Genomic DNA, 25,836 nt, shown 5'->3' with positions numbered 1-25,836 from the left:
TTTGGGCGTTTGCCGTTATGATAGGCGCCCCCGCAGACCGGATCGCGAATACGCCATGACCCTGCAGTATCCAACCATTGCCGATTGCGTCGGCAACACCCCGCTTGTGCGCCTACAACGCATGGCGGGCAGTACCAGCAATACCCTCCTGTTGAAACTCGAAGGTAACAACCCGGCTGGTTCGGTAAAAGACCGCCCGGCGATGTCGATGATCACCCGTGCCGAGCTGCGCGGCCAGATTCAGCAGGGTGACACGCTGATCGAGGCCACGTCTGGCAACACCGGCATCGCGTTGGCCATGGCTGCCGCGATCAAGGGTTACCGCATGATTCTGATCATGCCGGACAACTCCAGTGCCGAGCGCAAGGCAGCAATGACGGCCTACGGCGCCGAGCTGATTCTGGTCAGTAAGGAAGAAGGCATGGAGGGCGCTCGTGATCTGGCCGAGCGCATGCAGGCCGAAGGACGTGGAAAAGTGCTCGATCAATTTGCCAATGGCGACAATCCCGAGGCGCATTACACGTCCACTGGTCCGGAAATCTGGCAGCAGACGGCCGGCACCGTCACCCATTTCGTCAGTTCGATGGGCACCACCGGCACCATCATGGGCACCTCGCGCTACCTGAAAGAGCAGAATCCCGACGTCCAGATTGTCGGTCTGCAACCGATGGAAGGCGCTTCGATCCCAGGCATCCGCCGCTGGCCGACTGAATACCTGCCGAGAATCTACCAGTCAGATCGCGTCGACCGGATCATGGACATGGGCCAGACCGAAGCCGAAGAAACCATGCGCCGCCTGGCCCGTGAAGAAGGCATCTTCTGCGGTGTGTCTTCCGGTGGTTCGGTGGCCGGGGCGCTGCGCATTTCCCAGGAAGTCGAAAACGCCGTGATTGTGGCGATCATCTGTGACCGAGGCGACCGCTACCTGTCGACCGGCGTTTACGATTTGCCCAACTGATGGCCAAGCATGAAAGAGGTTTGCGCTTTCAGCCGACCGGCGGCGTCAAAAGCGTGCAGATTCCTGCCGGTAAAAAGCAGCGGTTGAGCATCGAGCGGCTGTCCGATGACGGGCGCGGCATTGCTTTTCTGGACGGCAAGACCTGGTTCGTCGCTGGCAGTCTGGCCGGTGAGGAAGTCGAAGCGCGGGTGCTCAATGCGCGCGGCAAGGTGGTCGAGGCGCGCACTGAACGTGTCTTTAACGCCAGCGACATGCGTCGCGCACCGGCCTGCGATTATTTCGGGCGTTGTGGCGGGTGCAGTGTTCAGCACGTGCCCCATGAAGAACAGCTTGCCCTGAAACAGCGCATGCTCGCCGAACAATTGTTGCGGGTGGCGAGCGTCACGCCTGATGAGTGGGCCGCGCCGTTGAGCGGGGCCGAACTGGCCTATCGCCGACGTGCGCGGGTCGCGGTGCGCTGGGACGCCAAGGCCAAACGGCTGGATGTTGGATTCCGCGCCGCCGCCAGTCAGGATATCGTCAGCATCGATGAGTGTCCGGTGCTGGTACAGGCCTTGCAACCGATCATGCGTCAGTTGCCGACGATGCTGAAAAGTTTCAGCAAGCCGCAAGTGCTGGGGCATGTCGAATTGTTCAGCGGCTCGTCGAGCGCCGTGTTGTTGCGCCATACCGCGCCGTTGGCCGATGCCGACCTGGCAACCTTGCAGGCCTTCTGTTCAACGCATGACGCGCAGCTCTGGCTGCACGGCGAAGGTGAGCCACAACCGGCCAGCCCTGGCGATACGCTGGGTTACCGGCTTGAACCGTGGAACCTGCAACTGGCATGGCGACCGGGGGATTTCATTCAGGTCAACGCGGCGGTCAATACCGCGATGATCGAGCAGGCGCTGCACTGGCTGGCACCTGCGGCTGATGAACGAGTGATGGACCTGTTTTGCGGCCTGGGCAACTTCGCCCTGCCGCTGGCGAGTCTGGCAAAAGAGGTGGTGGCGGTGGAAGGCGTTGCGACCATGGTCGAACGTGCAGCGGTAAACGCAATGAGTAATGATCTGCACAATGTGCGGTTTTTTCAGGCGGATCTTTCCCAGCCGCTGACACACGCCGACTGGGCGGCAGAGGGGTTTTCTGCGGTACTCTTGGACCCACCGCGTGACGGAGCCTTTGAAGTGGTGCGCCAGATCAGAAAAACAGGCGCTCAACGGTTGCTTTATGTTTCATGCAACCCGGCAACTTTGGCTCGTGACACGGTCGAACTGGTTAAACAGGGCTACCGATTAAAACGTGCCGGAATTCTCGATATGTTTCCACAAACGGCGCATGTCGAGGCGATGGCTTTATTCGAAATGAGTAAGTGAGCAGCTTTCACTGGATAGAGTCTGGCTGCTGACAGGGAATCTCATTCAATCCGACTGGCCCGCGAATGCCGGTCCTTGCTTGCCCGGCAAGGGGCATTCGCTCAGAAGGCTGGCGACTGATGGCGCTATTCATCGCGCCGTAGGGAAGGTAAGCAGCATGGTACAGGTGAGAGCGAACCAGCCGATAAACACAGACGGCAGTATCAATCTCGACGCATGGCTCGATCATATTGTCAGCGTCGACCTGGTCCTGGACCGGGAAGTCATGAAAAAGGCCTGTGAATTTGCCCGGCAAGCCGAGCAGAACGACAAGGCCCACAAGAATCACTGGGCAGACGACACCTCCAGTTTCCAGACCGGTCTGGAAATCGCCGAGATCCTCGCTGACCTCAAGCTGGATCAGGATTCGCTGGTCGCTGCGGTGATTTACCGCGGTGTGCGTGAAGGCGTCATTCCGTTGCCGGAAGTCGAGCAGCGTTTCGGCTCGACCGTGGCCAAACTGATCGACGGCGTGCTGCGCATGGCCGCGATCAGTGCCAGCCTCAGCCCGCGACAATCGTTGGTACTGGGCAGCCAGGCGCAAGTCGAAAACCTGCGCAAGATGCTGGTGGCGATGGTCGACGACGTGCGCGTGGCGTTGATCAAGCTGGCCGAGCGCACCTGCGCGATTCGTGCGGTGAAGAACGCCGACGACGAGAAGCGTAACCGGGTGGCGCGGGAAGTCTTCGACATCTATGCGCCGCTGGCCCACCGCCTGGGCATCGGCCACATCAAATGGGAGCTGGAAGACCTGTCTTTCCGCTACCTGGAGCCGGACCAGTACAAGCAGATCGCCAAACTGTTGCACGAGCGCAGGCTGGATCGCGAGCGTTTCATCAGCGAGGTCATGTCGCAGCTCGACAACGAACTGCAAGCCACCGGTGTCACCGCTGACATCAGCGGCCGAGCCAAACACATCTATTCCATCTGGCGCAAAATGCAGCGCAAAGGTCTGGCATTCAGTCAGATCTACGACGTGCGTGCGTTGCGCGTGCTGGTCCCGGAAATGCGCGATTGCTACACCGCGCTGGGCATCGTGCATACCTTGTGGCGGCATATTCCCAAGGAGTTCGACGACTACATCGCCAACCCCAAGGAAAACGGCTATCGCTCGCTGCATACTGCCGTCATCGGGCCGGAAGGCAAGGTGCTGGAAGTGCAGATCCGCACCCACGCCATGCACGAAGAGGCTGAACTGGGTGTTTGCGCGCACTGGCGTTACAAAGGCACCGACGTCAAATCCGGTTCCAATCATTACGAAGAGAAGATTTCTTGGCTGCGTCAGGTTCTTGAATGGCATGAAGAGCTGGGCGATATCGGTGGTCTGGCCGATCAACTGCGGGTCGATATCGAGCCGGACCGGGTGTACGTTTTCACTCCCGACGGCCACGCCATCGACCTGCCAAAAGGCGCGACGCCGCTGGACTTCGCCTATCGGGTGCATACCGAGATCGGCCATAACTGCCGTGGCGCGAAGATCAATGGCCGCATCGTGCCGCTCAACTACAGCCTGCAAACCGGTGAGCAGGTCGAGATCATCACCAGCAAGCACGGCACGCCGAGCCGCGACTGGCTGAACTCGAACCTGGGTTACATCACCACCTCGCGGGCGCGGGCCAAGATCGTTCACTGGTTCAAGTTGCAGGCGCGCGACCAGAACGTTGCTGCCGGTCGAACCCTGATCGAGCGCGAACTGGCGCGGCTTGCGCTGCCACAGGTCGATTTCGACAAGCTGGCGGATAAAGCCAACCACAAGACGGCCGACGACATGTTCGCGGCCCTGGGCGCGGGCGATCTGCGTCTGGCGCAACTGGTCAACCTGGCTCAGCAGCAGGTCGAGCCGGATCGGGTCAACGAACAACTGGAACTGATCCCGCGCAAGGCCACCGGCTACAAGCCGGGCAAGCGCGGTGATATCCAGATTCAGGGCGTCGGCAACCTGATGACACAAATGGCCGGCTGCTGCCAGCCGCTGCCGGGTGACGCGATTGTCGGTTACATCACTCAGGGCCGTGGCGTCAGCATCCACCGCCAGGATTGCGCCTCGGTGCTGCAACTGGGCGGCCGCGAACCCGAACGGATCATCCAGGTCAGCTGGGGCCCGGTGCCGGTGCTCACCTATCCGGTGGACATCATCATCCGCGCCTACGACCGGTCCGGCCTGCTGCGCGACGTCACCCAGGTGCTGCTCAACGAGCGCATCAACGTACTGGCGGTCAACACCCGCTCGAACAAGGAAGACAACACCGCGCTGATGTCCCTGACCATCGAGATTCCGGGGCTAGACGCGCTGGGGCGGTTGCTGGGGCGGATATCGCAGTTGCCGAACATTATCGAAACGCGCCGGAACAGGACGCCTTGAGAGGGTCAGCTGCAAGTTTCTAGCGGCAAGCTGCAAGCAAGAAGCCACCGCAACCCGCTTTGACTTGCAGCTTGCAGCTTGCAGCTTGCAGCTTGAAGCTTGAAGCTACCTGCTGCGACCGAAGGAAGCCCCATGTACACAGTAGAAGACCTGCTTCATCTCATGGCCCGGCTGCGTGATCCGCAGTTCGGTTGCCCGTGGGATTTGAAGCAGACGTATGCCAGCATCGTGCCGCATACGCTGGAAGAAGCCTATGAAGTGGCGGATGCCATCGAGCAGGGCGATCTTGATCAACTGCAGGGTGAGTTGGGCGACCTGTTGTTTCAGGTGGTTTTTTACGCCCAGTTGGCCAAAGAGGAAGGGCGCTTCGAGTTTGACGGCGTGGTGGACGGGATTACCCGCAAGTTGCTGCGTCGCCATCCGCATGTGTTCCCGACCGGCGAGCTGTATGCGCCGCCGGAGACGCCGCGTCTGACCGATGAGCAGGTCAATCGGCGTTGGGACGAAATCAAGGCTCAAGAGCGTGCCGAGAAGTCCGGCGCGCCCGAACAGTTGTCGCTGCTGGACGACGTGCCGGCTGCCTTGCCTGCGCTGAGCCGGGCCAGCAAACTGCAGAAGCGTGCTTCCCAGGTTGGCTTCGACTGGCCTGCAGCGTTGCCGGTGATCGACAAGGTGCGTGAAGAACTCGATGAAATTCTTGAGGCCATGGTCGACAATGACGCCGAGGGCATCGCTGAGGAAGTCGGCGATTTGCTGTTCAGTGTCGTCAATCTGGCCCGGCATCTTAAAGTTGATCCGGAAACTGCGTTACGCTCGGCCAATAACAAGTTCGACAGACGCTTTCGATTCATTGAACAGGCATTGCGCCACCTCCAGCGTCCTATCGAAGAGTGCTCGCTCGAAGACATGGACGCGTTGTGGGGCGAAGCCAAACGTCAGGAAAAGAGCACGCCCGGCTGCGGCTGAGGGTGCGGTAACGGCATAAGTGAGTAGACAATGAGCCTTTCCCTTCGCGACCAGTTGCTCAAGGCAGGTCTGGTCAACCAAAAGCAGGCCAAGCAGGTCGGCAAAGAAAAGCAGAAAGAGCAGCGTCTGGTGCACAAGGGCCAGGCTCAGGCCGACGACTCGCAAAAACGTGCGGCTCAGGAGGCTCAGGCTGAAAAAGCCAAGCGTGATCAGGAGCTCAATCGTCAGCAGCAGGAAAAGGTCGAGCAGAAAGCCCGTGCCGCGCAGGTCAAGCAACTGATCGAAGTGTCGCGTCTGCCCAAGCTGATCACCGAGGATTACTACAACTTCGTTGACGACAAGAAGGTCAAGCGGATCTCGGTCAACGCCATGGTGCGCAACAAGCTCAGCAGCGGCTCGCTGGCGATCGTGCATCACGGCGGCGGCTACGAAATCATCCCGCGTGAGGCGGCACTGAAGATCCAGGAACGCGATCCGCGCCGCGTTGTATTGCTCAACACCCCGACCGAGGCGCCGGATGCTGATGATCCGTATGCGGCCTATCAGGTGCCTGACGATCTGATGTGGTGATCCGCTGACCCATTGAACCGTTCAACAAGACAAAACCCGCATTCAGCGGGTTTTGTCGTTTCTTGTTCTGGGGGTTTCTGGTTCAGGGACAGTACTCAGTGGTTGCCCTGGCTTTCCTGCGCTTCCAGCTCTTCCTTGTACCGAAGGGCATCGGATTTGACATGGAACATGCCGACGAGCTGGTCCTGTTGATGCACGTCCCAGATCTGAATACCGTCGGCTACAGCTTCGTGGGAGAGGTGGGCGTCGTCGCGTTCAGTAACTCTGACAGTCATAGTAGTTAGCTCCTGACTTTGATGGCCTGAATGGTTAGGCCTCTGGATACTGCGGCGATGTGTCGCAGGCCTCTTTTATAGAGGTTGTTAGCTACCTAAGTAAATAGCCTGTTCAGGTTCCCGGTTGCTCAGAAAATGATCGAACGCTTGCAGCCCTTGCATGGCGAGGCTTGCAGCGGCGTGGTGGCAAAGTGAAGGATTTTTCATGTGCTGTGAGCGTAGGGAACGATAATCCCAACTATCGTGCGACGCTCTGCGTCGTCATGCCGTTCCGGACGCTCTGCGTCCTCTTTGCGACGCGGAGCGTCGAGAACGGCATTCCCACGCTGGAGCGTAGGGAACGATAACTTAAACTTCGTGCGACGCTGCGTAGGCATATTCTCGCAGCCAATAAAAAGCCCCGCTGAAAAGCGGGGCTCTTGTACCACGGAGGCTGTCAGGGCAATCAGCTGCCTTTGACGGCCTTGCCGTTGACGGTGCCGTCGAGCAGCACGATGTTGTATTCCTTGCCGTCGGTTTCGACCTGTTGCAGGCGGACCAGCAGGTAATCCCAGTCTTTGGCGAACCACAGCACGGTAGTGCGCTTGCTTTGCGTCGGGTCGCGGACGCGCTCGACCTTGATGGCGTCGACCTGGCCGGTCTTGGTTTCCACTTTTTCAGAGCCCAGCACGCGGAAGTCATAAGTATCCACCTCGTCACCGTCGACGACCTGGTAGCTCATGCTTTTCTTGCCCGCAGCTACGTCATGCTGCAACGCCAGCTGGTAAGTGGACTTGTCGAGAATGCCACGGTTGAGCGGCAGCTTGATCGCATCGCCACGGTCGGTCCCGGTGACGAACTTGGTGTTCCAGTCGAACACCAGATCGACCTTCTTGGACTTGCCCAGACCACTACGCTCGAAGCTGTAGGTCTGAGGCAGCAGCGCATCCTTGTCGACTTTCAGCGTGCTGACTTCAGTCAGGCTGGCGATCATCATCGAGGCTTTGAAATTCAGCGTCCAGGTGCCATTGGCCCCGGCTTCCAGGCTGCGTTCAGCGGTGCCGCTCATGGGCAGCTGTTTCCAGTCGGCGGTGTAGCTGGCGGAGAAAGGTTGAAGGTCTGCCGCCTGTACAGCAGGCAGTGCGAGCAGAGCGAAAGCGAAGAGCAGAGCGCGACGCATAATATCTCCTAGATTCGAATCAAGTGGCCACTGGCCGGGAGTAGCTGGCCATCCAGTAAAGCGCCTTGTTCGCCAAGCCTCAATCGGCCTTCTGCGAACCAGCGAATTGCCAGCGGATAAATATGATGCTCCTGGACATGGACCCGTTGCGCGAGCGCTGCGGGCGTGTCGTGCAACTGTACCGAAATAACTGCCTGTACGACCAGTGGGCCGCCATCGAGTTCCTCGGTGACGAAATGCACGCTGCAACCGTGTTCGGCGTCACCGGCTTCCAGCACCCGCTTGTGGGTGTGCAAGCCTTTGTAACGCGGCAGCAGGGAAGGGTGGATATTGAGCAGGCGACCCTGATAGTGGCGCACGAACCCGGCGCTGAGGATGCGCATGAACCCGGCCAGTACCACCAGTTGCGGCTGGAACGTATCGATCAGTTCGATCAGCGCCGCATCGAATGCCTCGCGGCCCTCGTAGGCGGTGTGATCCAGTACGCAGGCATCGATGCCTGCGTCCCGGGCGCGTTGCAGACCGAAGGCATCTTCGCGGTTGGAAATCACCGCGCGAATGCGGACGGAGCTGGCCGCGTCCTGGAAACTGTCGATCATCGCTTGCAGGTTGCCGCCGGTGCCGGACAGCAGCACCACGACATCGCAGATAGCTGGCATCAATGCGCCTTGAGGTTTTTCAGCTCGACCTGTGCGGCACCTTCGGCGGCGGTCGCGATTTGGCCGATCACCCATGGCTGCTCGCCGGCTTCACGCAGAACGTTCAGAGCTGTTTCGACGTGCTCCTGAGCGACACAAATGACCATGCCGACGCCGCAGTTGAGCACGCGGTGCATTTCGTTTTCGTCGACGTTGCCCTGCTGCTGCAACCAGTCGAACACCGCCGGACGCTGCCAGCTCGCCACATCCACCACCGCCTGAGCGCCTTGCGGCAGTACGCGAGGGATGTTGTCCAGCAGGCCGCCGCCGGTGATGTGCGCCATGGCCTTGACCGCGCCGGTGTCCTTGATTAGCTTGAGCAACGGCTTGACGTAGATACGCGTCGGCGCCATCAGCAGCTCGGTCAACGGCTTGCCGTCCAGCTGGATGTTTTCGATGTCGGCACCCGCGACTTCGATGATCTTGCGGATCAGCGAGTAGCCGTTGGAGTGCGGGCCGGACGATGGCAGGGCGAGCAGGGCATCACCGGCAGCCACTTTCGAACCGTCGATGATTTCGGCTTTCTCTACAACACCGACGCAGAAGCCTGCCAGGTCGTAGTCTTCGCCTTCGTACATGCCCGGCATTTCAGCGGTTTCGCCGCCCACCAGCGAGCAGCCCGCCAGTTCGCAGCCAGCGCCGATACCGGTAACTACCTGAGTGGCGGTGTCGACGTTGAGCTTGCCGGTGGCGTAGTAATCGAGGAAGAACAGCGGCTCTGCGCCACACACCACCAGATCGTTGACGCACATGGCGACCAGGTCGATGCCGATGCTGTCGTGCTTGTTCAGGTTCAGGGCCAGACGCAGCTTGGTGCCAACACCGTCGGTGCCTGAGACCAGCACCGGTTGCTTGTAGCCAGCCGGGATTTCGCAGAGGGCGCCGAAGCCTCCCAGGCCGCCCATGACTTCCGGACGCTTGGTGCGCTTGGCGACGCTCTTGATGCGTTCGACCAATGCTTCACCGGCGTCGATGTCTACACCGGCGTCTTTATAGCTCAGGGAAGGTTGCTTGCTCATAGAAAATCCAGGCCTTTAGGGGGGATTCGGAGGTATCGACCGCTGCGTTAGGACCCGTTCAGCACCGCGCTGTAAGGCGATGTTAAGGTTGGGCCTTGGCGATTGCCGGTCTGCGAAGGCGCGCGATTTTATCAGGCTTGCTCCTCAGGGGCCATCCTTGCGCCGACAACAGGACGGCGTCGGGCTAAATAAACCTGACCTGAGGTGCACGATCAGTGCGATTCCAGACGGTTAAGGTGTACTTTATGCCGAAATTGAATGATTGGCGGCTCACGGCTGTCCCAGTCTGTGCACCTCCTGAAGCTGCTTCTTTTTATTTTTTCCGTTCGGGAACTGTCCATGCGTTTTTCCAGAATCCTTCTCGTCGGCTGTCTGTCCCTGGTCAGCCTTCCCGGTCTTGCCGAAACGGTGAGCAATCTTTACCAGGTGCGCGAGCCCGTCAGCGGCCAGTCGCCCGATGAGCGCACCCGCGCGACCCAGGCCGCCGTCGAAACGCTGGTGCTGCGCCTGACCGGCGATGCCAAGGCTGCGCAGGGTTCGGCGATTGCCGCGTTGCGCAAAGACCCGCAGCAAATCATCAGCCAGTATGGCTATGAGGCCGGTCCGCCGGAAACCCTGCTGGTGGACTTCGATCCGGCGACCACCGAGCGTGCGTTGCGCGACGCCGGGCTGTCGATCTGGGGCAGCAATCGTCCGTCGATTCTCGGCTGGTGGCTAAATGACTCGGTCGAAGGCGTCAATCTGGTCGGCGACGGTCAGGCAGCCGCCGAACCCTTGCGACGTGCTGCGCAGCATCGTGGTCTGCCCTTGCGCCTGCCGCTGGCGGACCTGAGCGAACAAAGCATTGGTAACGCCAAGACCCTTGAAGGCACTGATCCTGCGCCGCTCAAGACGGCGTCCGAACGCTACGGCGCTGACGCGATTCTCGCCGTGCACGCCAGAGAAGACGCCGGCCAGTGGCAGGGTAAATGGCGCCTGTGGCTGGGCGACCAGCGTGAGCAGGGCGCCGCGACCGGGGCAACCTCCGAAGCGCTGGCCGATGCAGTACTGCTGTCAGTCAGCGAGCGCCTGGCGCCGCGCTTCGTCGCCAAGCCGGGTGCTTCGACCGGCATGCTGGTGCAGGTGCAAGGCATGACGCTGGAGCGATATGCGCAGTTGCTGCAGTTACTCGAACCGTTCGGCGTGCGTCTGAGCTCTGTACAGGGTGATCGGGTGGTCTTCGACGTCAGTGGCAGCGCCGATCAGCTACGCTCGCAGATGGCGCTGGCCAGATTGCAGGAAGTGCCTGCCGCTGAAGCAACGGCTGCAACTGCGCCAGCCGTCGCGCCTGTCGATGCCTCGGCACCGGCACCGGCACCGGCACCGGCACCGATGATTGTTCCGGCCGCAGCGCCACAACTGTATTTCCGCTGGTAACCCGGCAAGAATGCTTTTTCATTGGGTTGAGGGATGTTGATGACTGATACGCGGCGTTGGTTCTGGATTGGCGGGCTGGCCTTGCTGGTCGCTTTCGTGGTGCTGCTGCACACGATCCTCACTCCTTTTCTGGTGGCGTTGCTGCTGGCGTACATGGGCGATCCGCTGGTCGATCGTTTGGAGCGTGCCGGGTTGTCCAGAACCCTGAGTGTGGTGGCGGTGTTCGGCCTGTTCACCCTGATATTGATGGCCTTGCTGCTGGTGCTGGTGCCCATGCTCGCCAAGCAGCTGTTCCGTCTGTACGAGTTGGCACCGCAGATTCTCGACTGGTTGCAGCACTCGGCCCTGCCGTGGGTGCAGGCCAAGTTCGGTCTGGCGGACGGCTTCTGGAAATTCGATAAGATCAAGGCCGCTATTTCCGAGCACATGGGGCAGGCCGGGGACATCGTTTCTGTCGTCCTGTCTCAGGCCACGGCGTCGAGCCTGGCGCTGATCGGCTGGCTGACCAATCTGGTTCTGATCCCGGTGGTGTGTTTCTACCTGTTGCGTGACTGGGACATCATGACCGGCAAGATCCGCGGGCTGCTGCCGCGTCAGCGTGAAGGGCAGATCGTCAAACTCGCAGGCGAATGCCATGAGGTGCTGGGCGCGTTCATTCGCGGGCAGTTGCTGGTCATGGTCGGTCTTGGAGTGATCTACGCAGCCGGTCTGATGCTGGTCGGCCTGGAGCTGGGGTTGTTGATCGGGGTGATCGCCGGTCTGGCGGCCATCGTGCCTTATATGGGCTTTGTGATCGGCATTGGTTCGGCGCTGGTGGCCGGCTTGTTCCAGTTCGGCGGTGATCTGTACCCGATGATGGGCATTGTCGCGGTGTTCATGATCGGCCAGGCCCTTGAAGGCATGGTGCTGACGCCGCTGCTGGTGGGCGACCGCATCGGTCTGCACCCGGTGGCGGTGATCTTTGCGATCCTGGCCGGTGGTGAGCTGTTCGGTTTCACCGGCATTCTGCTGGCCCTGCCGGTGGCAGCGGTGATCATGGTGCTGGTGCGCCATATGCACGACGTCTACAAAGACTCGGAAATCTACGCCGGTGCGGAAGATCCTGAGTTGTAACCATTCAAGCGGTTGCTTCACGTCAAAAGGCCTCTGCACAGCCCCGTGTGGAGGTCCGCCGGAAGGGCGCATGCACTGCGCCAAACCGGCTTGCTCCGTCCGCGCTTTACCTGTCCTGACGCAAACCTTTGATTTTGCTTGAGGTCTGTCGCATTGTGCGACCCGCCTCACGGGTATAAACTTCGTGCACTTTACACAGAGGCCCTTGACGGTTTGCATGAGCCGTTAGTCAGCATGAAACCGATTCAGCTGCCCCTGAGTGTGCGTCTGCGTGATGACGCCACTTTCGTCAATTACTATCCAGGCGCCAACGCCGCTGCACTCGGCTATGTCGAGCGGCTGTGCGAAGCCGACGCCGGATGGACGGAAAGCCTCATTTACCTGTGGGGCAAGGACGGAGTAGGGCGCACGCACCTGCTGCAGGCTGCTTGCCTGCGTTTCGAGCAGATGGGCGAACCGGCGGTTTACCTGCCGCTGGCCGAAGTCATCGATGAAGGTATCGAGCTGTTCGACCACCTGGAGCAGTACGAGCTGGTCTGTCTCGACGACCTTCAGGCCGTGGTCGGCAAGCCGGACTGGGAAGAGGCCCTGTTTCACCTTTTCAACCGCCTGCGTGACAGCGGCCGTCGCCTGCTGATCGCAGCGTCCAAGTCGCCCCGCGAACTGCCGGTCAAACTGCCTGACCTCAAATCCCGACTGACCATGGCGCTGGTGTTCCAGATGCGCGGGCTGTCCGACGAGGACAAGCTGCGTGCGCTGCAATTGCGTGCTTCACGGCGTGGCCTGCACCTGACCGATGATGTAGGCCATTTCATCCTGACGCGCGGTACGCGCAGCATGAGCGCGTTGTTCGAACTGCTAGAGCGCCTCGATCAAGCCTCGCTCCAGGAAAAACGCAAGCTGACCATTCCCTTCCTTAAAGAGACGCTTGGGTGGTAGATCAGGCGCTGGTTCTGCAAACCGCCGCAGCGTTACGTCATGCACAGCGGATTCTGGTGATTACCGGGGCAGGCCTGTCCGCAGACTCCGGGTTACCCACCTATCGCGGCGTGGGCGGGCTCTATAATGGCAAGACCGATGACGGGCTGCCTATCGAAGTTGCTCTGTCCGGGCCGATGCTGCGCCGCGATCCTGAGCTGTGCTGGAAATACATTGCCGAGCTGGGCAAGGCCTGCCTGGGCGGCGAGCCGAACGTTGCGCACTACGCAATTGCCCAGTTGCAACGCCTCAAACCCGAGTGCTGGGTGCTGACCCAGAATGTCGATGGCTATCATCGCGCGGCGGGCAGTCCGCCCGAGCGTCTGATCGAGATCCACGGGCAACTTGCGCCGCTGTTCTGCCAGTCCTGTGGTGCGCAAGATCCGCAGCTCAGCGAGCACTTGCAGCGTCCATTGCCGCCGTTATGCCGGGTATGTAGTGGCGTTTTGCGATCGCCCGTCGTTCTTTTTCAGGAAATGCTTCCTGAAAGGGCCCTGGAAACACTGTATGAACAGCTGGCTATAGGCTATGACGCAGTGCTGAGTATCGGCACCACCGCCAGCTTCCCTTATATCCATGAACCGGTCATTCGCACCCGCGTTTCCGGGGGGTTCACCGCAGAAATCAACCCGCAGCCAACTGACCACAGTGCGCAGATGGACGTTTTTCTGCAGTGCCGCGCGGCACATGTCATGGCCGATCTCATAAGTCACATCTAGTTCGATTGAATTTGCAAATCGCTTTCATTGCGGGCATAGTCTCGACTTCTTAACAGTTTAACAGTTTAACAGTTTAACAGTTTAACAGTTTAACAGTTTAACAGTTTAACAGTTTAACAGTTTAACAGTTTAACAGTTTAACAGTTTAACAGTTTAACAGTTTAACAGTTTAACAGTTTAACAGTTTAACAGTTTAACAGTTTAACAGTTTAACAGTTTAACAGTTTAACAGTTTAACAGTTTAACAGTTTAACAGTTTAACAGTTTAACAGTTTAACAGTTTAACAGTTTAACAGTTTAACAGTTTAACAGTTTAACAGTTTAACAGTTTAACAGTTTAACAGTTTAACAGTTTAACAGTTTAACAGTTTAACAGTTTAACAGTTTAACAGTTTAACAGTTTAACAGTTTAACAGTTTAACAGTTTAACAGTTTAACAGTTTAACAGTTTAACAGTTTAACAGTTTAACAGTTTAACAGTTTAACAGTCAGCCACGGTTGTGCCCATGCAAGTTGTTCGCTTCGCACCCCTCGTGCCCCTCGCACTCGTCACCTTTCTGTTCGGTTGCTCGGCCAATATGCCGGTTGCACAGCAAGAACAGGCCCAGCCGGTTCCGCGTTATCAGAACACGGTCACCGCACAGTCCGCAGCCCGCCGCGCCGATGCCGCAGCTCTGCAGGACGAGATGGCCACTGAAGATGAGCTGGCCCAGTTCGCTGATAACAAATCCTACAAACTGCCGGTTCTGGCCGACAGCATCCTCGAACGTGGCAAGTCACTGATCGGTACTCGCTACAAGTTCGGCGGCACGTCCACGTCGTCAGGCTTCGATTGCAGCGGTTTCATCGTTACCTGTTCCGTGAAGAGGCCGGCATGAGCCTGCCGCGCTCCACGCGCGAAATGATCAACGTCGACGCTCCGCTGGTTTCACGCAACAACCTCAAGCCTGGCGATCTGCTGTTCTTCAGCACTCGTGGCAAGAGCAGCGTGGTAAGCCACGCGGCAATTTACGCCGGTAACCAGCAGTTCATTCACTCCAGCAGTCGCCGCAGTGGCGGGGTGCGCATCGACAGCCTCGATGACGCCTACTGGAGCAGGACCTTCATCGAGGCCAAACGGCCTTTGGCGATGGTGCCGGGCACAGTCGCTGTAAAATCTACACCGGTTGCCACGCAGACAACGGCGATGACATCGACTACAGTCAAGACCGCGCTAAAGCAGCGTAAATAACCCAATAGAACGCGCAGACCAAGACCTTCGGGTCTTTCTGCGTTTTTGAGCTTCTCGGCAGCGTAAGCCGCATCCAGATCAGGTTGTTGTGGTTATGTCGATTGCGTTACGCCTGATGGTCATCTCTGTTGTCGCACTGTTGGGTGCTTGTGCCAGCGCGCCGCCACCGCCCCATGCGCCCCGGATCGTTCAGCGTCCGGTGGTAACCGCTCCCCCGCAGATTCTCTCGCCGGCTGCCGAAGACGTACTTTTCCGTGCGCTGGGCCTGGTCGGCACGCCTTACCGCTGGGGCGGCAACACGCCTGACTCGGGTTTTGATTGCAGCGGTCTTATAGGTTACGTCTATCGTGATGCGGCGGGCATTTCCCTGCCCCGTTCTACCCGCGAAATGATCGTGATGGGCGCACCGAATATTCGTCGTGAGCAGTTGCAGTCAGGTGATCTGGTGTTCTTCGCCACCTCGGGTGGTTCGCAGGTGTCTCACGCGGGAATCTATGTCGGCGAAGGCCGCTTTGTGCATGCGCCGGCCACCGGTGGCACGGTCAAGCTCGACAGCCTCGACAAGCCTTACTGGCAGCGCGCCTACCTCAACGCCAAGCGCGTGATCCAGCCTGCGAGCCTGGCGCAGATTCGGCCTTAGCGCCCCCGCTGACCAGCTTGGTCCTGCTCAAGATCGGACGCGGAGCGTCCAGTACGGCATGCCGACGCAGAGCGTCGCACGATAGTTGAAAGAAAGCGCTTTTTTATCGCAATGGCACTGACGACGCAGAGTGCGACGTAAGTGACGGCTGAGCCCTGACACTGATCCGGGGGATGCGAGGCAGGACGCCGAGCAAGCTGCACCGGGCCAAGGATGGCCCATTGCAGCTGCCCCCGGATCAGTGTCAGGGCGAAGGAACCCGACGAAGTCGGGCCGGAAACGGAGCAAGGGGTTTTGCCTACTTTGGCCCCATCAAAGTAGGTCGCCGAGGGGCGAAAAGGTGACTTGAGCCGTAAGCAAACAGCACTGATATCGCAGAACCGCTGTGTGACGCACACTCAAGGTCGGACGCAGAGCGTCCAGAACGGCATGCCTACGCAGAGCGCAGGCACGATAATCAAGACTTGTGTGACCGAAGAGCGCTGAGGCGTTATTGCGCAGCCTTGGCCGATGTCACGCGCCAGATCTTGTTGCCGACGTCATCCGCCACCAGCAAGCCGCCATGCTGATCGTTGACCACACCGACCGGGCGGCCCATGGTTTTTTCGTCTTTGTTGAGAAAGCCGGTCAGCACGTCGACGGGCGCACCGTTGGGTTTGCCACCGCTGAACGGGATGAACACCACTTTATAGCCGCTGTGCGGTTTGCGGTTCCATGAGCCGTGCTGGCCGACGAACAGACCTTCGTTGAACAGCGCGGCCAATGTTTTGCCATCCGCGAACACCAGGCCCAGTGAGGCCGTGTGCGGGCCGACGGCATAATCCGGGGCGATTGCCTTGGCGACCAGTTCCGGGTTTTGCGGTGTCACACGCTGGTCGACATGCTGGCCGTAATAGCTGTAAGGCCAGCCATAGAAAGCGCCATCCTGCACCGACGTTACGTAGTCAGGCACCAGATCGCTACCGATCTCGTCGCGTTCGTTGACGGCCGTCCACAGCTTGCCGGTTTTTGGCTCCCAATCCATGCCGTTGGGGTTGCGCAGGCCCGACGCGAAGATGCGGTGCTTGCCGGTGGCGGCGTCCACTTCCCAGATCGCTGCGCGACCTTCTTCCTTGTCCATGCCGTTCTCGGCCACGTTGCTGTTCGAGCCGACGGTCACGTACAGCTTGCTGCCGTCCTTGCTGGCGATGACGTTCTTGGTCCAGTGGTGATTGAGCGTGCCGCCCGGCAGGTCGACCACTTTGGTGGGCTGTGCGCTGATCGACGTCTGGCCCGCTTCATACGGGAAGCTGATCAGGCGGTCGGTATCAGCGACATACAGCTTGTTGCCCACCAGGGTCATGCCGAACGGCGAATTGAGGTTCTGCAGGAACACGGTGCGGGTTTCCGCGACGCCGTCCTTGTCGACATCGCGCAGCAACGTAATGCGGTTGGCGCTTGGTACGCCAGCGCCCGCTCGGCCCATGACTTTTTCCATGACCCAGCCGCGAATGCCCTTGGAGTCATCCGGCTTGGCGGGCGAGTTGGTTTCCGCCACCAGCACATCGCCGTTGGGCAGCACGTACAGCCAGCGCGGATGGTCCAGGCCTTCAGCGAAGGCAGCCACTTGGGTGCCAGGTGCGGCCACCGGTCTGGCGCCTTTTTCCCAGCCGATGGCAGGCGCGATATTGACGGTCGGGATCAACGTCTTGTTGGGCTCCGGCAGGTGGGGCGAGGGGCCTGTTCCGTCCGAGACTTGCAGTCTGGACGACTCGCCACAGGCTGCAAGGCCGCCGGCAACCAGAAGCAGCACTGCGTAGTGGGGTCTGAGTTTGAACATGTTGGATCTCCATAAACAAAGGCGTAGTCCTGTAACTGATAGAGGCGTGCTGATCCGCCGAGGTTCAATCGCGTTCCATAACGCCTGCGCTGTCGATTGACGCTCCCGGCCCAACCCTCTACCCTTCGCGGCTTGTTTCAGGTGCTCTGCAATCCTCGATTGGCAGAGTGAAACAGGGAAGCCGGTGTGGATCGACCGATCCGATCCCGGCGCTGCCCCCGCAACGGTAAATGAGTCAAGGCTGTGCATCGTGCCACTGTGTTTCGACACGGGAAGGCGCACAGCCGGGGTAACCCGCTCATGAGCCCGGAGACCGGCCTGAATCAGTCAATGGCATCACAGAGGGTGATGTTCTGTGCAGGCCGTTGCCGTGCTGTCCAGTGCTGTCCTTCCGTGTGCTTTCGCCTGCCCCGAGCGGAGAGCCGACATGAACGAATCCCCCGAACGCGACGAACGTCATCTGGCGCGCATGCAGCGCAAAAAGGCCGTGATGGACGAGCGCATTGCCAGTTCGCCCAACGAGTGCGGCCTGCTGCTGGTCTTGACCGGCAACGGCAAAGGCAAGAGCAGCTCCGCTTTCGGCATGCTCGCCAGGGCCATGGGTCACGACATGCAGTGCGGTGTGGTGCAGTTCATCAAAGGCCGCAACAGCACCGGGGAAGAAATGTTCTTTCGGCGCTTCCCCGAGCAAGTGCGTTATCACGTGATGGGCGAGGGCTTCACCTGGGAGACCCAGGACCGCCAGCGCGACATCGCCGCCGCCGAAGCCGCCTGGACCGTGTCGCAGGAAATGCTCCGCGACCCGAGCATCGGTCTGGTGGTGCTCGACGAATTGAACATCGCCCTCAAGCATGGCTACCTCGACCTGGAACAGGTGTTGACCGACTTGCAGGCACGTCCGCCGATGCAACACGTGTTGGTCACCGGCCGTGGTGCCAAGCCTGAACTGATCGACCTGGCCGACACTGTTTCAGAGATCGGCGTGGTCAAGCATGCGTTCCAGTCCGGTATCCGCGCGCAAAAAGGTATCGAGCTGTGAGTCATTCGTCATGAGAGCACTGCAATGAGAGCCCGCCAATGAGAGCCCCGCGCCACTGTCCGGCGGTATTGATCGCCGCGCCAGCCTCCGGGCAAGGCAAAACCACGGTGACTGCCGCACTGGCACGCCTGCATCGCAATCAGGGCCGCAAGGTTCGGGTGTTCAAGTGCGGGCCGGATTTTCTCGATCCGATGATTCTCGAGCGGGCCAGCGGCGCGCCGGTTTACCAACTGGACATGTGGATGGTTGGCGCTGATGAAAGTCGGCGCCTGCTTTGGGAAGCGGCCGACGAAGCGGATCTGATCCTGATCGAAGGCGTCATGGGCCTGTTCGACGGCACACCGTCCAGTGCCGATCTCGCGCGGCACTTCGGCGTGCCGGTGCTCGGCGTGATCGACGGCACGGCCATGGCGCAAACCTTTGGCGCTTTGGCGCTGGGGCTGGCGCGCTATCAGCCGGACTTGCCGTTCGCCGGGGTCCTGGCCAACCGCGTCGGCACGGTACGCCACGCGCAACTGCTGGAAAACAGCCTGACCGAGGGCCTGCGCTGGTACGGCGCGTTGTCACGGGAAGTCGGTTTCGAGTTGCCCAGCCGCCATCTCGGGCTGGTACAGGCCAGCGAGCTGAATGACCTCGACCTGCGTCTGGACATGGCTGCCGCGGCGCTGACCAGCACCTGTGAAGTGACATTGCCGCCTGCCGTGACGTTCACGGCACCCGACCCGGTTCAGGTCGAGCCGCTGCTCCGTGGCGTGCGCATTGCCGTAGCGCGTGACGAAGCCTTCGCTTTTCTCTATGGCGCGAGCCTCGAGCTGTTGCGCAACATGGGGGCCGAGCTGAGCTTTTTCTCGCCGATCCATGACAGCGAGCTTCCTGAAGCCGACAGCCTGTACCTGCCGGGCGGCTACCCGGAGCTGCATCACGTCGCGCTGGCGGCCAACCTGACGATGCAGGCCTCGATCAGGGCGCACCATATCGCCAGCAAACCGATCCTCGCCGAGTGCGGCGGCATGCTTTACCTGCTCAATGCCCTGACCGACGTGGACGGCGTACGCGCCGAGCTGGTCGGGTTGCTGGCCGGTGAAGCGGTGATGCAGAAGCGTCTGGCAGCGCTGGCGCTGCAAGCGGTCGAACTGCCCGAAGGCACGCTGCACGGGCACACCTATCACCATTCGCTGACCAGCACCGAGCTGCAACCGATTGCCCGTGGCGTCAGCCCCAATGGCGGGCGCGGCGCGGAGGCGGTGTATCGCCTCGGACGCCTGACCGCTTCCTACGTGCATTTCTATTTCCCGTCCTGCCCGCAGGCGATCGCGGCGCTGTTCAAACCATGACCGAGCCAGCGTTCAGCCCTGAAGAGCGGGCAGCAGTGTACCGAGCCATTGCCGAGCGCCGCGACATGCGGCACTTCATCGGCGGTACGGTGGCGCCCGAGCTGCTGGCCCGTTTGCTGGAAGCCGCGCATCAAGCGCCCAGCGTTGGCCTGATGCAGCCGTGGCGGTTCATCCGCATCAGCGATCCTGTGTTGCGCCGCAAGATGCAGGCGCAGGTAGAAGAAGAGCGCATTCGCACCGCCGAAGCGCTGGGCGAGCGTACTGACGAGTTCATGAAGCTGAAAGTCGAAGGCATCAATGACTGCGCGCAAGTGCTGGTCGCCGCGCTGATGGAAGGGCGAGAGCAGCACATCTTCGGCCGTCGCACCTTGCCGGAAATGGACATGGCCTCGCTGTCCTGCGCGATCCAGAACCTGTGGCTGGCCTCGCGTGCCGAAGGGCTGGGCATGGGCTGGGTATCGCTGTTCGACCCTGAAGCGCTGGCTGGATTGCTGGGCATGCCCGACGGCGCCAAGCCGCTGGCGATCATTTGCCTGGGGCCGGTCAAGGAGTTTTACCCGGCGCCCATGTTGGTCATGGAAGGCTGGGCGCAAGCGCGTCCGCTGCATGAACTGCTGTACGAGAATCAATGGGGAGTCAGTCAATGAGTGTGGCGCTGTTGAGCGTCGCCGGGGTAGCGCTGGATGCGTTGCTCGGTGAGCCGAAACGCTTCCATCCGCTGGTGGGGTTTGGCGGGTTTGCCAGCCGTGTCGAACAACGTTTCAACAGTGGCGGCCGTGGCTGGCGCAGTCATGGCGTGACGGCGTGGTTCATTACCGTGGTGCCGTTGACGCTGCTGGCCACGTTGCTCAGCTGGTTGCCTTATATCGGCTGGCTGTTCGAGATTCTGGCGCTTTACTGTGCGTTGGGCATGCGCAGCCTGGGTGAACACGTCCAGCCAGTAGCGCAGGCGTTGCGCAGCGATGATCTGGTCGAAGCGCGGCAGCGGGTCGGTTATCTGGTCAGCCGCCAGACCAGCGAACTGGACGCCACCGAGGTCGCCCGCGCCGCCACCGAGTCGGTGCTGGAGAACGGCAGCGACGCGGTGTTCGCTGCGCTGTTCTGGTTTGTCGTGGCCGGTGCGCCCGGCGTGGTGCTGTATCGGCTGAGCAACACGCTGGACGCCATGTGGGGCTATCGCAACGAGCGTTTCGAGCGTTTCGGCTGGGCCGCGGCAAAAATCGATGACCTGCTCAACTACATTCCCGCACGCCTGGTGGCACTGACCTACGCGCTATTGGGCAAAACCCGACTGGCGTGGCGCTGCTGGCGCACTCAGGGCCCGACCTGGGACAGCCCGAATGCAGGCCCGGTAATGGCGGCTGGCGCGGGCGCGCTGGGTGTCGAACTGGGGGGCGCGGCGATCTATCACGGCGAGTTGCATCAACGTCCGCAACTGGGCGAAGGCGTTCCGGCCGATGCGGACTCGATCGAGCGCGGCTGGCAATTGGTGCAGCGCGGTGTCTGGTTGTGGCTGCTGGTGATCTGCGTGGCGGCTGAATTCTATGCTTGAGCACGGCGGGCGGCTGCGCGCGGCGGCGCAGCATTACGGTATCAATCAGGCCGACTGGCTCGACCTGTCCACCGGCATCGCACCCTGGCCGTGGCCGATTCCGGAGATTCCGCTGCGCGCCTGGGCGCGACTGCCTGAAACCGACGACGGTCTGGAAGCCGCGGCCTGCGCCTATTACGGTGTGCCCCGATTATTGCCGGTGTCCGGTTCGCAGGCGGCGATTCAGGCATTGCCCCGGGTGCGTCGCGGAGGGCGAGTGGGCGTCCTGTCACCGTGTTATGCCGAGCATGCACATGCCTGGCGCAAAGGCGGTTATGTGGTTCGCGAGGTGGGTGAGCAAGAAGTCGATGATTTTCTCGACAGCCTCGACGTTCTGGTGGTGGTCAACCCCAACAACCCGACCGGCCTGCACCTCAGTGCCGAGCGCTTGCTGGCGTGGCACGCGCGGCTGGCTGAGCGGGGTGGCTGGCTGGTGGTCGACGAAGCGTTCATGGACAACACGCCGGGCCTGAGCGTGGCGGCCGAAACCTGGCGTATCGGGCTGATCGTGCTGCGCTCGTTCGGCAAGTTTTTTGGCCTGGCCGGGGTCCGGCTGGGTTTTGTGCTGGCTGAACCGGTACTGCTCAAATCCCTGGCGCAGGAAATAGGCCCCTGGTCTGTCAGCGGGCCGACCCGCATCATCGGTCAGGCCTGCCTGAGTGATCGGCAAGGGCAGGCCCGGCAGATCGAGCGCAGTGATCAGGCGCGTGATCGGTTAGTGGCATTGCTCACCCAATACCATCTGGCGCCGGACGGCGGCTGTGCACTGTTTCAATGGCGGGTGACTGCCGAAGCCCCGTCGCTCTACGAGTTCTGTGCCCGACGTGGCTTATTGTTGCGCCTGTTCGCGGGTGCCACGCCGGAATCCGCCAGCCTGCGCTTCGGCCTGCCCGGCAACGAGGCTGACTGGCGGCGTCTGCACACTGTTCTGCTTGAATACCGCAAGGAATACCCATGGCTACGCTGATGGTACAAGGCACCACCTCGGATGCCGGAAAAAGCACGCTGGTGACGGCATTGTGCCGCTGGCTGACCCGGCAGGGCGTGAGCGTTGTGCCCTTCAAGCCGCAGAACATGGCGCTCAACAGTGCCGTGACAGCAGACGGCGGCGAGATCGGCCGCGCGCAGGCGGTGCAGGCGCAGGCGTGCTTTCTTGAGCCGCACACCGACATGAACCCGGTGCTGCTCAAACCCAACAGCGACACCGGCGCGCAGGTCATCATTCACGGTCGCGCCGTCACCACCATGAATGCAGTGGCTTATCACGGCTATAAAGAGATCGCCATGCAGGCGGTGCTGGAGTCGCACCAACGGCTGGGCGAAAGCTACCCGGTGATCATGGTTGAAGGCGCCGGCTCGCCCGCCGAGATCAATCTGCGCGCCAACGATATCGCCAACATGGGCTTCGCCGAGGCGGTCGACTGCCCGGTACTGTTGATTGCCGACATCAATCGCGGAGGGGTTTTTGCCCATCTGGTCGGCACGCTGGAGCTGCTGTCGCCCAGCGAGCAGGCGCGCGTCAAAGGCTTCATCATCAACCGCTTTCGTGGTGACATTGCCTTGCTGCAACCGGGGCTGGACTGGCTGGAAGCACGCACCGGCAAACCGGTGGTCGGCGTGCTGCCCTACGTGATGGACCTGCACCTGGAGGCCGAGGACGGTCTCGATCAGCGCCAGACCGACAAGGTCGAGCAGGTGCTGAATGTGGTCGTGCCGGTGCTGCCGCGCATCAGCAATCACACCGATTTCGACCCGCTGCGCCTGCATGCGCAGGTCAACCTGCAATTCATTGGCCCAGGCCAGGCGATTCCGGCGGCTGACCTGATTATCCTGCCCGGCTCGAAAAGCGTGCGCAGCGACCTGAATTACCTGCGCGCCAATGGCTGGGACACGGCCATCGACCGGCACCTGCGCTACGGCGGCAAATTGCTGGGCATCTGCGGCGGCCTGCAAATGCTTGGCGAGCAATTACACGACCCGCTGGGACTGGAAGGCGCGGCGGGTTCCAGCGCCGGGCTTGGCCTGCTAGCGATGAGCACCGTGCTGGAAAGCGAAAAACAATTGCGCAACGTGCGCGGCCGCCTGACGCTGGAAGACGCAGAAGTCAGCGGCTATGAAATTCATGCCGGCGTGACCACGGGCGCAGCGCTCGAGCACGCTGCCGTTCAACTGGATGATGGTCGTTGTGACGGCGCGCAGAGTGCAGACGGCCAGATTCTCGGCACGTACCTGCACGGCCTGTTCGAAGCACCTGCTGCGTGCAGCGCACTGTTGCGCTGGGCGGGGCTGGAAAACGTACAGTCGGTGGATTATCACGCGTTGCGCGAGCGCGACATCGAGCGGCTGGCGGACCTGGTAGAAAAACACCTGGACGGCACGTTGCTCCGCGAACTGTGCGGCCTGGAAGCAAACTGAATGCTGCAACTGATCCTGGGTGGGGCACGTTCCGGCAAGAGTCGGCTGGCGGAGAAGCTGGCAACCGACTCGGCGCTGAAGGTGATTTACATCGCCACCAGTCAGCCCCTCGACGGCGAAATGAATCAGCGGGTTGCCAGCCATCGCGCCCGTCGTCCCGAGCGTTGGGGACTGGTCGAAGAACCTGTCGAACTGGCGCGGGTGCTGCGCGAAAACGCCGCGCCTGACCGTTGCCTGCTGGTGGATTGCCTGACCCTGTGGCTGACCAATCTGCTGATGCTTGGCGACGCCGAGCGTCTGGCTCGAGAGCGTGAAGCGCTGCTCGACTGCCTGGCCGGGTTGCCGGGTGAAATCATTTTTGTCAGCAACGAGACCGGGCTTGGCGTTGTGCCGCTCGGTGAGCTGACCCGCCGTTATGTCGACGAAGCCGGTCTGTTGCATCAGGCGCTGGCCGAGCGTTGCCAGCGTGTCGTGTTGACCGTTGCAGGCCTGCCCCTGACTTTGAAAGGAACCGCGCTATGAGTAATTCCTGGTGGCTCACGCCCGCACAGGCCATTGATGTGCCGATGCGCGAAGCTGCACTGGCGCGTCAACAGCAACTGACCAAGCCAGCCGGCTCGCTGGCGCAACTGGAGCGGCTGGCGGTGCAGCTTGCCGGGCTGCAAGGGCGTGAGCGTCCGGCTGCCGACACGCTGTGGATCGCGATCTTTGCCGGTGACCATGGCGTCGTCGCTGAGGGTGTGTCGGCGTATCCGCAGGAAGTCACTGGCCAGATGCTGCACAACTTCGTCAACGGCGGCGCGGCAATCAGCGTGCTGGCGCGTCAGCTTTCTGCGCAACTGGATGTGGTGGATCTGGGTACGGTGTCGCCGATGGATTTGCCGGGGGTGCGTCATCTGCGTCTTGGCGCTGGCACTGCCAATTTTGCCCACGGGCCGGCCATGACGGCCGAGCAGGGCATGGCTGCGCTGCAGGCCGGACGTGACAGCGTATTACGGGCCAAGGCGGTCGGCACCGAGTTGTTCATTGGTGGCGAGATGGGCATTGGCAATACCACGGCAGCCAGCGCGGTAGCCTGTTCGCTACTGGAATGCGCCGCGCCGCTGCTGGTTGGTCCGGGCACCGGGCTGAACGCCGAGGGTGTTGCGCGCAAGACTCAGGTCATCGAACGCGCATTGGCCTTGCACGCCGAACAGTCTGGCGATCCGTTGCAAAGCCTGTTCTGTCTCGGCGGCTTCGAAATTGCCGCGCTGACCGGCGCTTATCTGGCGTGCGCGCAGGAAGGTATCGTGGCGCTGGTCGACGGCTTTATCTGTAGCGTGGCCGCACTGGTGGCGGTGCGTCTCAACCCGTCCTGCCGCAACTGGTTGCTGTTTGGCCATCGCGGCGCCGAGCCGGGCCATCGGCATTTGCTGGAGACCCTGCAAGCCGAACCATTGCTGGACCTCGGCTTGCGTCTGGGCGAGGGCAGTGGTGCAGCGCTGGCGGTGCCGTTGGTACGTCTGGCCTGTGAACTGCACAACGGCATGGCGACATTTGCCGAAGCGGCTGTGGCGGATCGTCCGGCATGACCTTGCGTCTGGACCTGCTGCGCCATGGTGAAACCGAGCTGGGCGGTGGCCTGCGCGGCAGCCTCGACGATGCGCTGACCGACCTCGGCTGGCAGCAGATGCGTTCGGCTGTTATTGACGCTGGCCCCTGGGACCGGATTGTCAGCTCTCCTTTGCAGCGTTGCGCACGGTTTTCCGAGGAGTTGGCGCAGCGCTTGTCATTGCCGCTACAGCTGGAGCCGGGTTTACAGGAACTGCATTTCGGTGACTGGGAAGGCCACAGCCCTGCGCAACTGATGGACACCGATGCTGAAGGTCTGGGCCTGTTCTGGGCTGATCCGTATACCTTCACGCCGCCCAATGGCGAGCCGGTGGCTGATTTTTCGGCGCGGGTGCTGAGTGCCGTGCAGCGCTTGCATCAGGCGTATGCCGGTGAGCGCATTCTGCTGGTCAGTCACGGCGGTGTCATGCGTCTGTTACTGGCACAGGCGCGCGGCCTGCCACGCGAGCAACTGCTGCAAGTGCTGGTCGGTCACGGCGCGCTGCTGTCGATTCAAGTCGCCGCGGGCGGCGTCCTCACAGAGGCCTGA

General features: G+C 61.0%; 24 protein-coding genes, 1 pseudogene and 1 riboswitch. Of the genes and pseudogenes, 20 read left to right on the top strand and 5 right to left on the bottom strand.

Annotated elements, in window-relative coordinates; genetic code table 11:
* Window positions 1–55: 55 nt before the first annotated feature.
* The 5 genes from cysM to BLT55_RS14235 all read left to right on the top strand — a co-directional run bounded on the left by cysM (window position 56) and on the right by BLT55_RS14235 (window position 6,250).
* A complete protein-coding gene (gene cysM / locus BLT55_RS14255) occupies window positions 56–958 on the top strand; it encodes a cysteine synthase CysM (protein ID WP_055001402.1) in 903 nt (300 codons plus the stop codon).
* A complete protein-coding gene (rlmD, locus tag BLT55_RS14250; RefSeq protein WP_055001401.1) occupies window positions 958–2,313 on the top strand; it encodes a 23S rRNA (uracil(1939)-C(5))-methyltransferase RlmD in 1,356 nt (451 codons plus the stop codon). Before cysM ends, rlmD begins: the two co-directional genes overlap by 1 nt.
* 157 nt (window positions 2,314–2,470) lie before the next feature.
* Window positions 2,471–4,714, top strand: coding sequence for a GTP diphosphokinase (relA, locus tag BLT55_RS14245; protein ID WP_055001400.1), 2,244 nt, complete (start codon window positions 2,471–2,473; stop codon window positions 4,712–4,714).
* Window positions 4,715–4,846: 132 nt separating this feature from the next.
* Window positions 4,847–5,680 carry a nucleoside triphosphate pyrophosphohydrolase gene (gene mazG / locus BLT55_RS14240; protein WP_007251496.1) on the top strand — a complete coding sequence of 278 codons (834 nt, stop codon included), beginning with the start codon at window positions 4,847–4,849 and terminating at the stop codon, window positions 5,678–5,680.
* 30 nt (window positions 5,681–5,710) lie between these two features.
* Complete coding sequence (locus BLT55_RS14235) at window positions 5,711–6,250, top strand: DUF2058 domain-containing protein (RefSeq protein ID WP_055001399.1); 540 nt, start codon at window positions 5,711–5,713, stop codon at window positions 6,248–6,250.
* A gap of 95 nt (window positions 6,251–6,345) precedes the next feature.
* Here BLT55_RS14235 and BLT55_RS14230 read toward each other — a convergent pair whose 3' ends face one another.
* From BLT55_RS14230 to purM, 4 genes are all read right to left on the bottom strand, one after another.
* Window positions 6,346–6,525 (bottom strand): hypothetical protein, encoded by a 180-nt coding sequence (locus tag BLT55_RS14230; protein WP_007251494.1) that lies wholly within the window; start codon window positions 6,523–6,525, stop codon window positions 6,346–6,348.
* 445 nt (window positions 6,526–6,970) lie between these two features.
* Window positions 6,971–7,684, bottom strand: a complete 714-nt coding sequence (locus BLT55_RS14225) for a DUF3108 domain-containing protein (protein WP_024646802.1) — start codon at window positions 7,682–7,684, stop codon at window positions 6,971–6,973.
* Between the two features lie 8 nt (window positions 7,685–7,692).
* Window positions 7,693–8,343 carry a phosphoribosylglycinamide formyltransferase gene (gene purN / locus BLT55_RS14220; protein ID WP_055001398.1) on the bottom strand — a complete coding sequence of 217 codons (651 nt, stop codon included), beginning with the start codon at window positions 8,341–8,343 and terminating at the stop codon, window positions 7,693–7,695.
* Window positions 8,343–9,401 (bottom strand): phosphoribosylformylglycinamidine cyclo-ligase, encoded by a 1,059-nt coding sequence (gene purM / locus BLT55_RS14215; protein ID WP_055001397.1) that lies wholly within the window; start codon window positions 9,399–9,401, stop codon window positions 8,343–8,345. Before purM ends, purN begins: the two co-directional genes overlap by 1 nt.
* Before the next feature lie 339 nt (window positions 9,402–9,740).
* Between purM and BLT55_RS14205 the strand changes: the two genes are divergently transcribed.
* The 6 genes and pseudogenes from BLT55_RS14205 (at window position 9,741) to BLT55_RS14180 (ending at window position 15,498) form a co-directional block, all read left to right on the top strand.
* Window positions 9,741–10,817, top strand: coding sequence for a DUF2066 domain-containing protein (locus BLT55_RS14205; RefSeq protein WP_055001424.1), 1,077 nt, complete (start codon window positions 9,741–9,743; stop codon window positions 10,815–10,817).
* 39 nt (window positions 10,818–10,856) lie between these two features.
* Entirely contained in the window at window positions 10,857–11,930 is a 1,074-nt protein-coding gene (locus tag BLT55_RS14200) for an AI-2E family transporter (RefSeq protein WP_054079653.1), read from the top strand.
* Between the two features lie 234 nt (window positions 11,931–12,164).
* Window positions 12,165–12,869, top strand: coding sequence for a DnaA regulatory inactivator Hda (gene hda / locus BLT55_RS14195; RefSeq protein WP_007251488.1), 705 nt, complete (start codon window positions 12,165–12,167; stop codon window positions 12,867–12,869).
* Window positions 12,863–13,627: an NAD-dependent deacylase gene (locus tag BLT55_RS14190; RefSeq protein WP_055001396.1), complete on the top strand. Its 765-nt coding sequence runs from the start codon at window positions 12,863–12,865 to the stop codon at window positions 13,625–13,627. The genes hda and BLT55_RS14190 overlap by 7 nt, the downstream gene beginning before the upstream one ends.
* A gap of 506 nt (window positions 13,628–14,133) precedes the next feature.
* A pseudogene (locus BLT55_RS14185) lies at window positions 14,134–14,858 on the top strand (C40 family peptidase).
* Window positions 14,859–14,952: 94 nt separating this feature from the next.
* Window positions 14,953–15,498, top strand: coding sequence for a C40 family peptidase (locus BLT55_RS14180; RefSeq protein ID WP_007251485.1), 546 nt, complete (start codon window positions 14,953–14,955; stop codon window positions 15,496–15,498).
* Between the two features lie 490 nt (window positions 15,499–15,988).
* Here the strand turns inward: BLT55_RS14180 and BLT55_RS14170 are convergent, their stop codons facing one another.
* A complete protein-coding gene (locus BLT55_RS14170; protein WP_054999434.1) occupies window positions 15,989–17,317 on the bottom strand; it encodes a PQQ-dependent sugar dehydrogenase in 1,329 nt (442 codons plus the stop codon).
* Between the two features lie 122 nt (window positions 17,318–17,439).
* A riboswitch (cobalamin riboswitch) is annotated at window positions 17,440–17,653 on the top strand.
* Between the two features lie 91 nt (window positions 17,654–17,744).
* On the opposite strand from BLT55_RS14170, the gene cobO reads away from it, so the two are divergent.
* The 9 genes from cobO to cobC are packed head-to-tail and all read left to right on the top strand — an operon-like array spanning window position 17,745 to window position 25,836.
* A complete protein-coding gene (cobO, locus tag BLT55_RS14165) occupies window positions 17,745–18,356 on the top strand; it encodes a cob(I)yrinic acid a,c-diamide adenosyltransferase (protein ID WP_055000998.1) in 612 nt (203 codons plus the stop codon).
* A gap of 38 nt (window positions 18,357–18,394) precedes the next feature.
* Entirely contained in the window at window positions 18,395–19,690 is a 1,296-nt protein-coding gene (locus BLT55_RS14160; protein ID WP_055000997.1) for a cobyrinic acid a,c-diamide synthase CobB, read from the top strand.
* Entirely contained in the window at window positions 19,687–20,337 is a 651-nt protein-coding gene (gene bluB / locus BLT55_RS14155; RefSeq protein ID WP_055000996.1) for a 5,6-dimethylbenzimidazole synthase, read from the top strand. Before BLT55_RS14160 ends, bluB begins: the two co-directional genes overlap by 4 nt.
* A complete protein-coding gene (gene cbiB / locus BLT55_RS14150) occupies window positions 20,334–21,242 on the top strand; it encodes an adenosylcobinamide-phosphate synthase CbiB (protein ID WP_054085472.1) in 909 nt (302 codons plus the stop codon). The genes bluB and cbiB overlap by 4 nt, the downstream gene beginning before the upstream one ends.
* Window positions 21,235–22,248: a threonine-phosphate decarboxylase CobD gene (gene cobD / locus BLT55_RS14145; protein ID WP_055000995.1), complete on the top strand. Its 1,014-nt coding sequence runs from the start codon at window positions 21,235–21,237 to the stop codon at window positions 22,246–22,248. Before cbiB ends, cobD begins: the two co-directional genes overlap by 8 nt.
* Window positions 22,236–23,696 (top strand): cobyric acid synthase, encoded by a 1,461-nt coding sequence (locus BLT55_RS14140; RefSeq protein WP_055000994.1) that lies wholly within the window; start codon window positions 22,236–22,238, stop codon window positions 23,694–23,696. Before cobD ends, BLT55_RS14140 begins: the two co-directional genes overlap by 13 nt.
* Window positions 23,697–24,218 carry a bifunctional adenosylcobinamide kinase/adenosylcobinamide-phosphate guanylyltransferase gene (gene cobU / locus BLT55_RS14135; protein ID WP_055000993.1) on the top strand — a complete coding sequence of 174 codons (522 nt, stop codon included), beginning with the start codon at window positions 23,697–23,699 and terminating at the stop codon, window positions 24,216–24,218.
* On the top strand, window positions 24,215–25,267 hold the full coding sequence (gene cobT, locus BLT55_RS14130; RefSeq protein WP_007251477.1) for a nicotinate-nucleotide--dimethylbenzimidazole phosphoribosyltransferase: 1,053 nt from the start codon (window positions 24,215–24,217) through the stop codon (window positions 25,265–25,267). The genes cobU and cobT overlap by 4 nt, the downstream gene beginning before the upstream one ends.
* Window positions 25,264–25,836, top strand: coding sequence for an alpha-ribazole phosphatase family protein (gene cobC, locus BLT55_RS14125; protein ID WP_055000992.1), 573 nt, complete (start codon window positions 25,264–25,266; stop codon window positions 25,834–25,836). The genes cobT and cobC overlap by 4 nt, the downstream gene beginning before the upstream one ends.

Origin of the sequence: Pseudomonas cannabina (assembly GCF_900100365.1) — a bacterium.
GTDB lineage: Bacteria > Pseudomonadota > Gammaproteobacteria > Pseudomonadales > Pseudomonadaceae > Aquipseudomonas > Aquipseudomonas cannabina.
The sequence above is the reverse complement of the archived record's forward strand: the minus strand, read 5'-3'. Positions and strand labels throughout refer to the sequence as shown.

Bases quoted from the DNA above. Each gene is read 5' to 3' on its own strand.
- cysM (WP_055001402.1), top strand. From the start codon at position 56: ATGACCCTGCAGTATCCAACCATTGCCGATTGCGTCGGCAACACCCCG.
- rlmD (WP_055001401.1), top strand. From the start codon at position 958: ATGGCCAAGCATGAAAGAGGTTTGCGCTTTCAGCCGACCGGCGGCGTC.
- relA (WP_055001400.1), top strand. From the start codon at position 2,471: ATGGTACAGGTGAGAGCGAACCAGCCGATAAACACAGACGGCAGTATC.
- mazG (WP_007251496.1), top strand. From the start codon at position 4,847: ATGTACACAGTAGAAGACCTGCTTCATCTCATGGCCCGGCTGCGTGAT.
- BLT55_RS14235 (WP_055001399.1), top strand. From the start codon at position 5,711: ATGAGCCTTTCCCTTCGCGACCAGTTGCTCAAGGCAGGTCTGGTCAAC.
- BLT55_RS14230 (WP_007251494.1), bottom strand. From the start codon at position 6,525: ATGACTGTCAGAGTTACTGAACGCGACGACGCCCACCTCTCCCACGAA.
- BLT55_RS14225 (WP_024646802.1), bottom strand. From the start codon at position 7,684: ATGCGTCGCGCTCTGCTCTTCGCTTTCGCTCTGCTCGCACTGCCTGCT.
- purN (WP_055001398.1), bottom strand. From the start codon at position 8,343: ATGCCAGCTATCTGCGATGTCGTGGTGCTGCTGTCCGGCACCGGCGGC.
- purM (WP_055001397.1), bottom strand. From the start codon at position 9,401: ATGAGCAAGCAACCTTCCCTGAGCTATAAAGACGCCGGTGTAGACATC.
- BLT55_RS14205 (WP_055001424.1), top strand. From the start codon at position 9,741: ATGCGTTTTTCCAGAATCCTTCTCGTCGGCTGTCTGTCCCTGGTCAGC.
- BLT55_RS14200 (WP_054079653.1), top strand. From the start codon at position 10,857: ATGACTGATACGCGGCGTTGGTTCTGGATTGGCGGGCTGGCCTTGCTG.
- hda (WP_007251488.1), top strand. From the start codon at position 12,165: ATGAAACCGATTCAGCTGCCCCTGAGTGTGCGTCTGCGTGATGACGCC.
- BLT55_RS14180 (WP_007251485.1), top strand. From the start codon at position 14,953: ATGTCGATTGCGTTACGCCTGATGGTCATCTCTGTTGTCGCACTGTTG.
- BLT55_RS14170 (WP_054999434.1), bottom strand. From the start codon at position 17,317: ATGTTCAAACTCAGACCCCACTACGCAGTGCTGCTTCTGGTTGCCGGC.
- cobO (WP_055000998.1), top strand. From the start codon at position 17,745: ATGAACGAATCCCCCGAACGCGACGAACGTCATCTGGCGCGCATGCAG.
- BLT55_RS14160 (WP_055000997.1), top strand. From the start codon at position 18,395: ATGAGAGCCCCGCGCCACTGTCCGGCGGTATTGATCGCCGCGCCAGCC.
- bluB (WP_055000996.1), top strand. From the start codon at position 19,687: ATGACCGAGCCAGCGTTCAGCCCTGAAGAGCGGGCAGCAGTGTACCGA.
- cbiB (WP_054085472.1), top strand. From the start codon at position 20,334: ATGAGTGTGGCGCTGTTGAGCGTCGCCGGGGTAGCGCTGGATGCGTTG.
- cobD (WP_055000995.1), top strand. From the start codon at position 21,235: ATGCTTGAGCACGGCGGGCGGCTGCGCGCGGCGGCGCAGCATTACGGT.
- BLT55_RS14140 (WP_055000994.1), top strand. From the start codon at position 22,236: ATGGCTACGCTGATGGTACAAGGCACCACCTCGGATGCCGGAAAAAGC.
- cobU (WP_055000993.1), top strand. From the start codon at position 23,697: ATGCTGCAACTGATCCTGGGTGGGGCACGTTCCGGCAAGAGTCGGCTG.
- cobT (WP_007251477.1), top strand. From the start codon at position 24,215: ATGAGTAATTCCTGGTGGCTCACGCCCGCACAGGCCATTGATGTGCCG.
- cobC (WP_055000992.1), top strand. From the start codon at position 25,264: ATGACCTTGCGTCTGGACCTGCTGCGCCATGGTGAAACCGAGCTGGGC.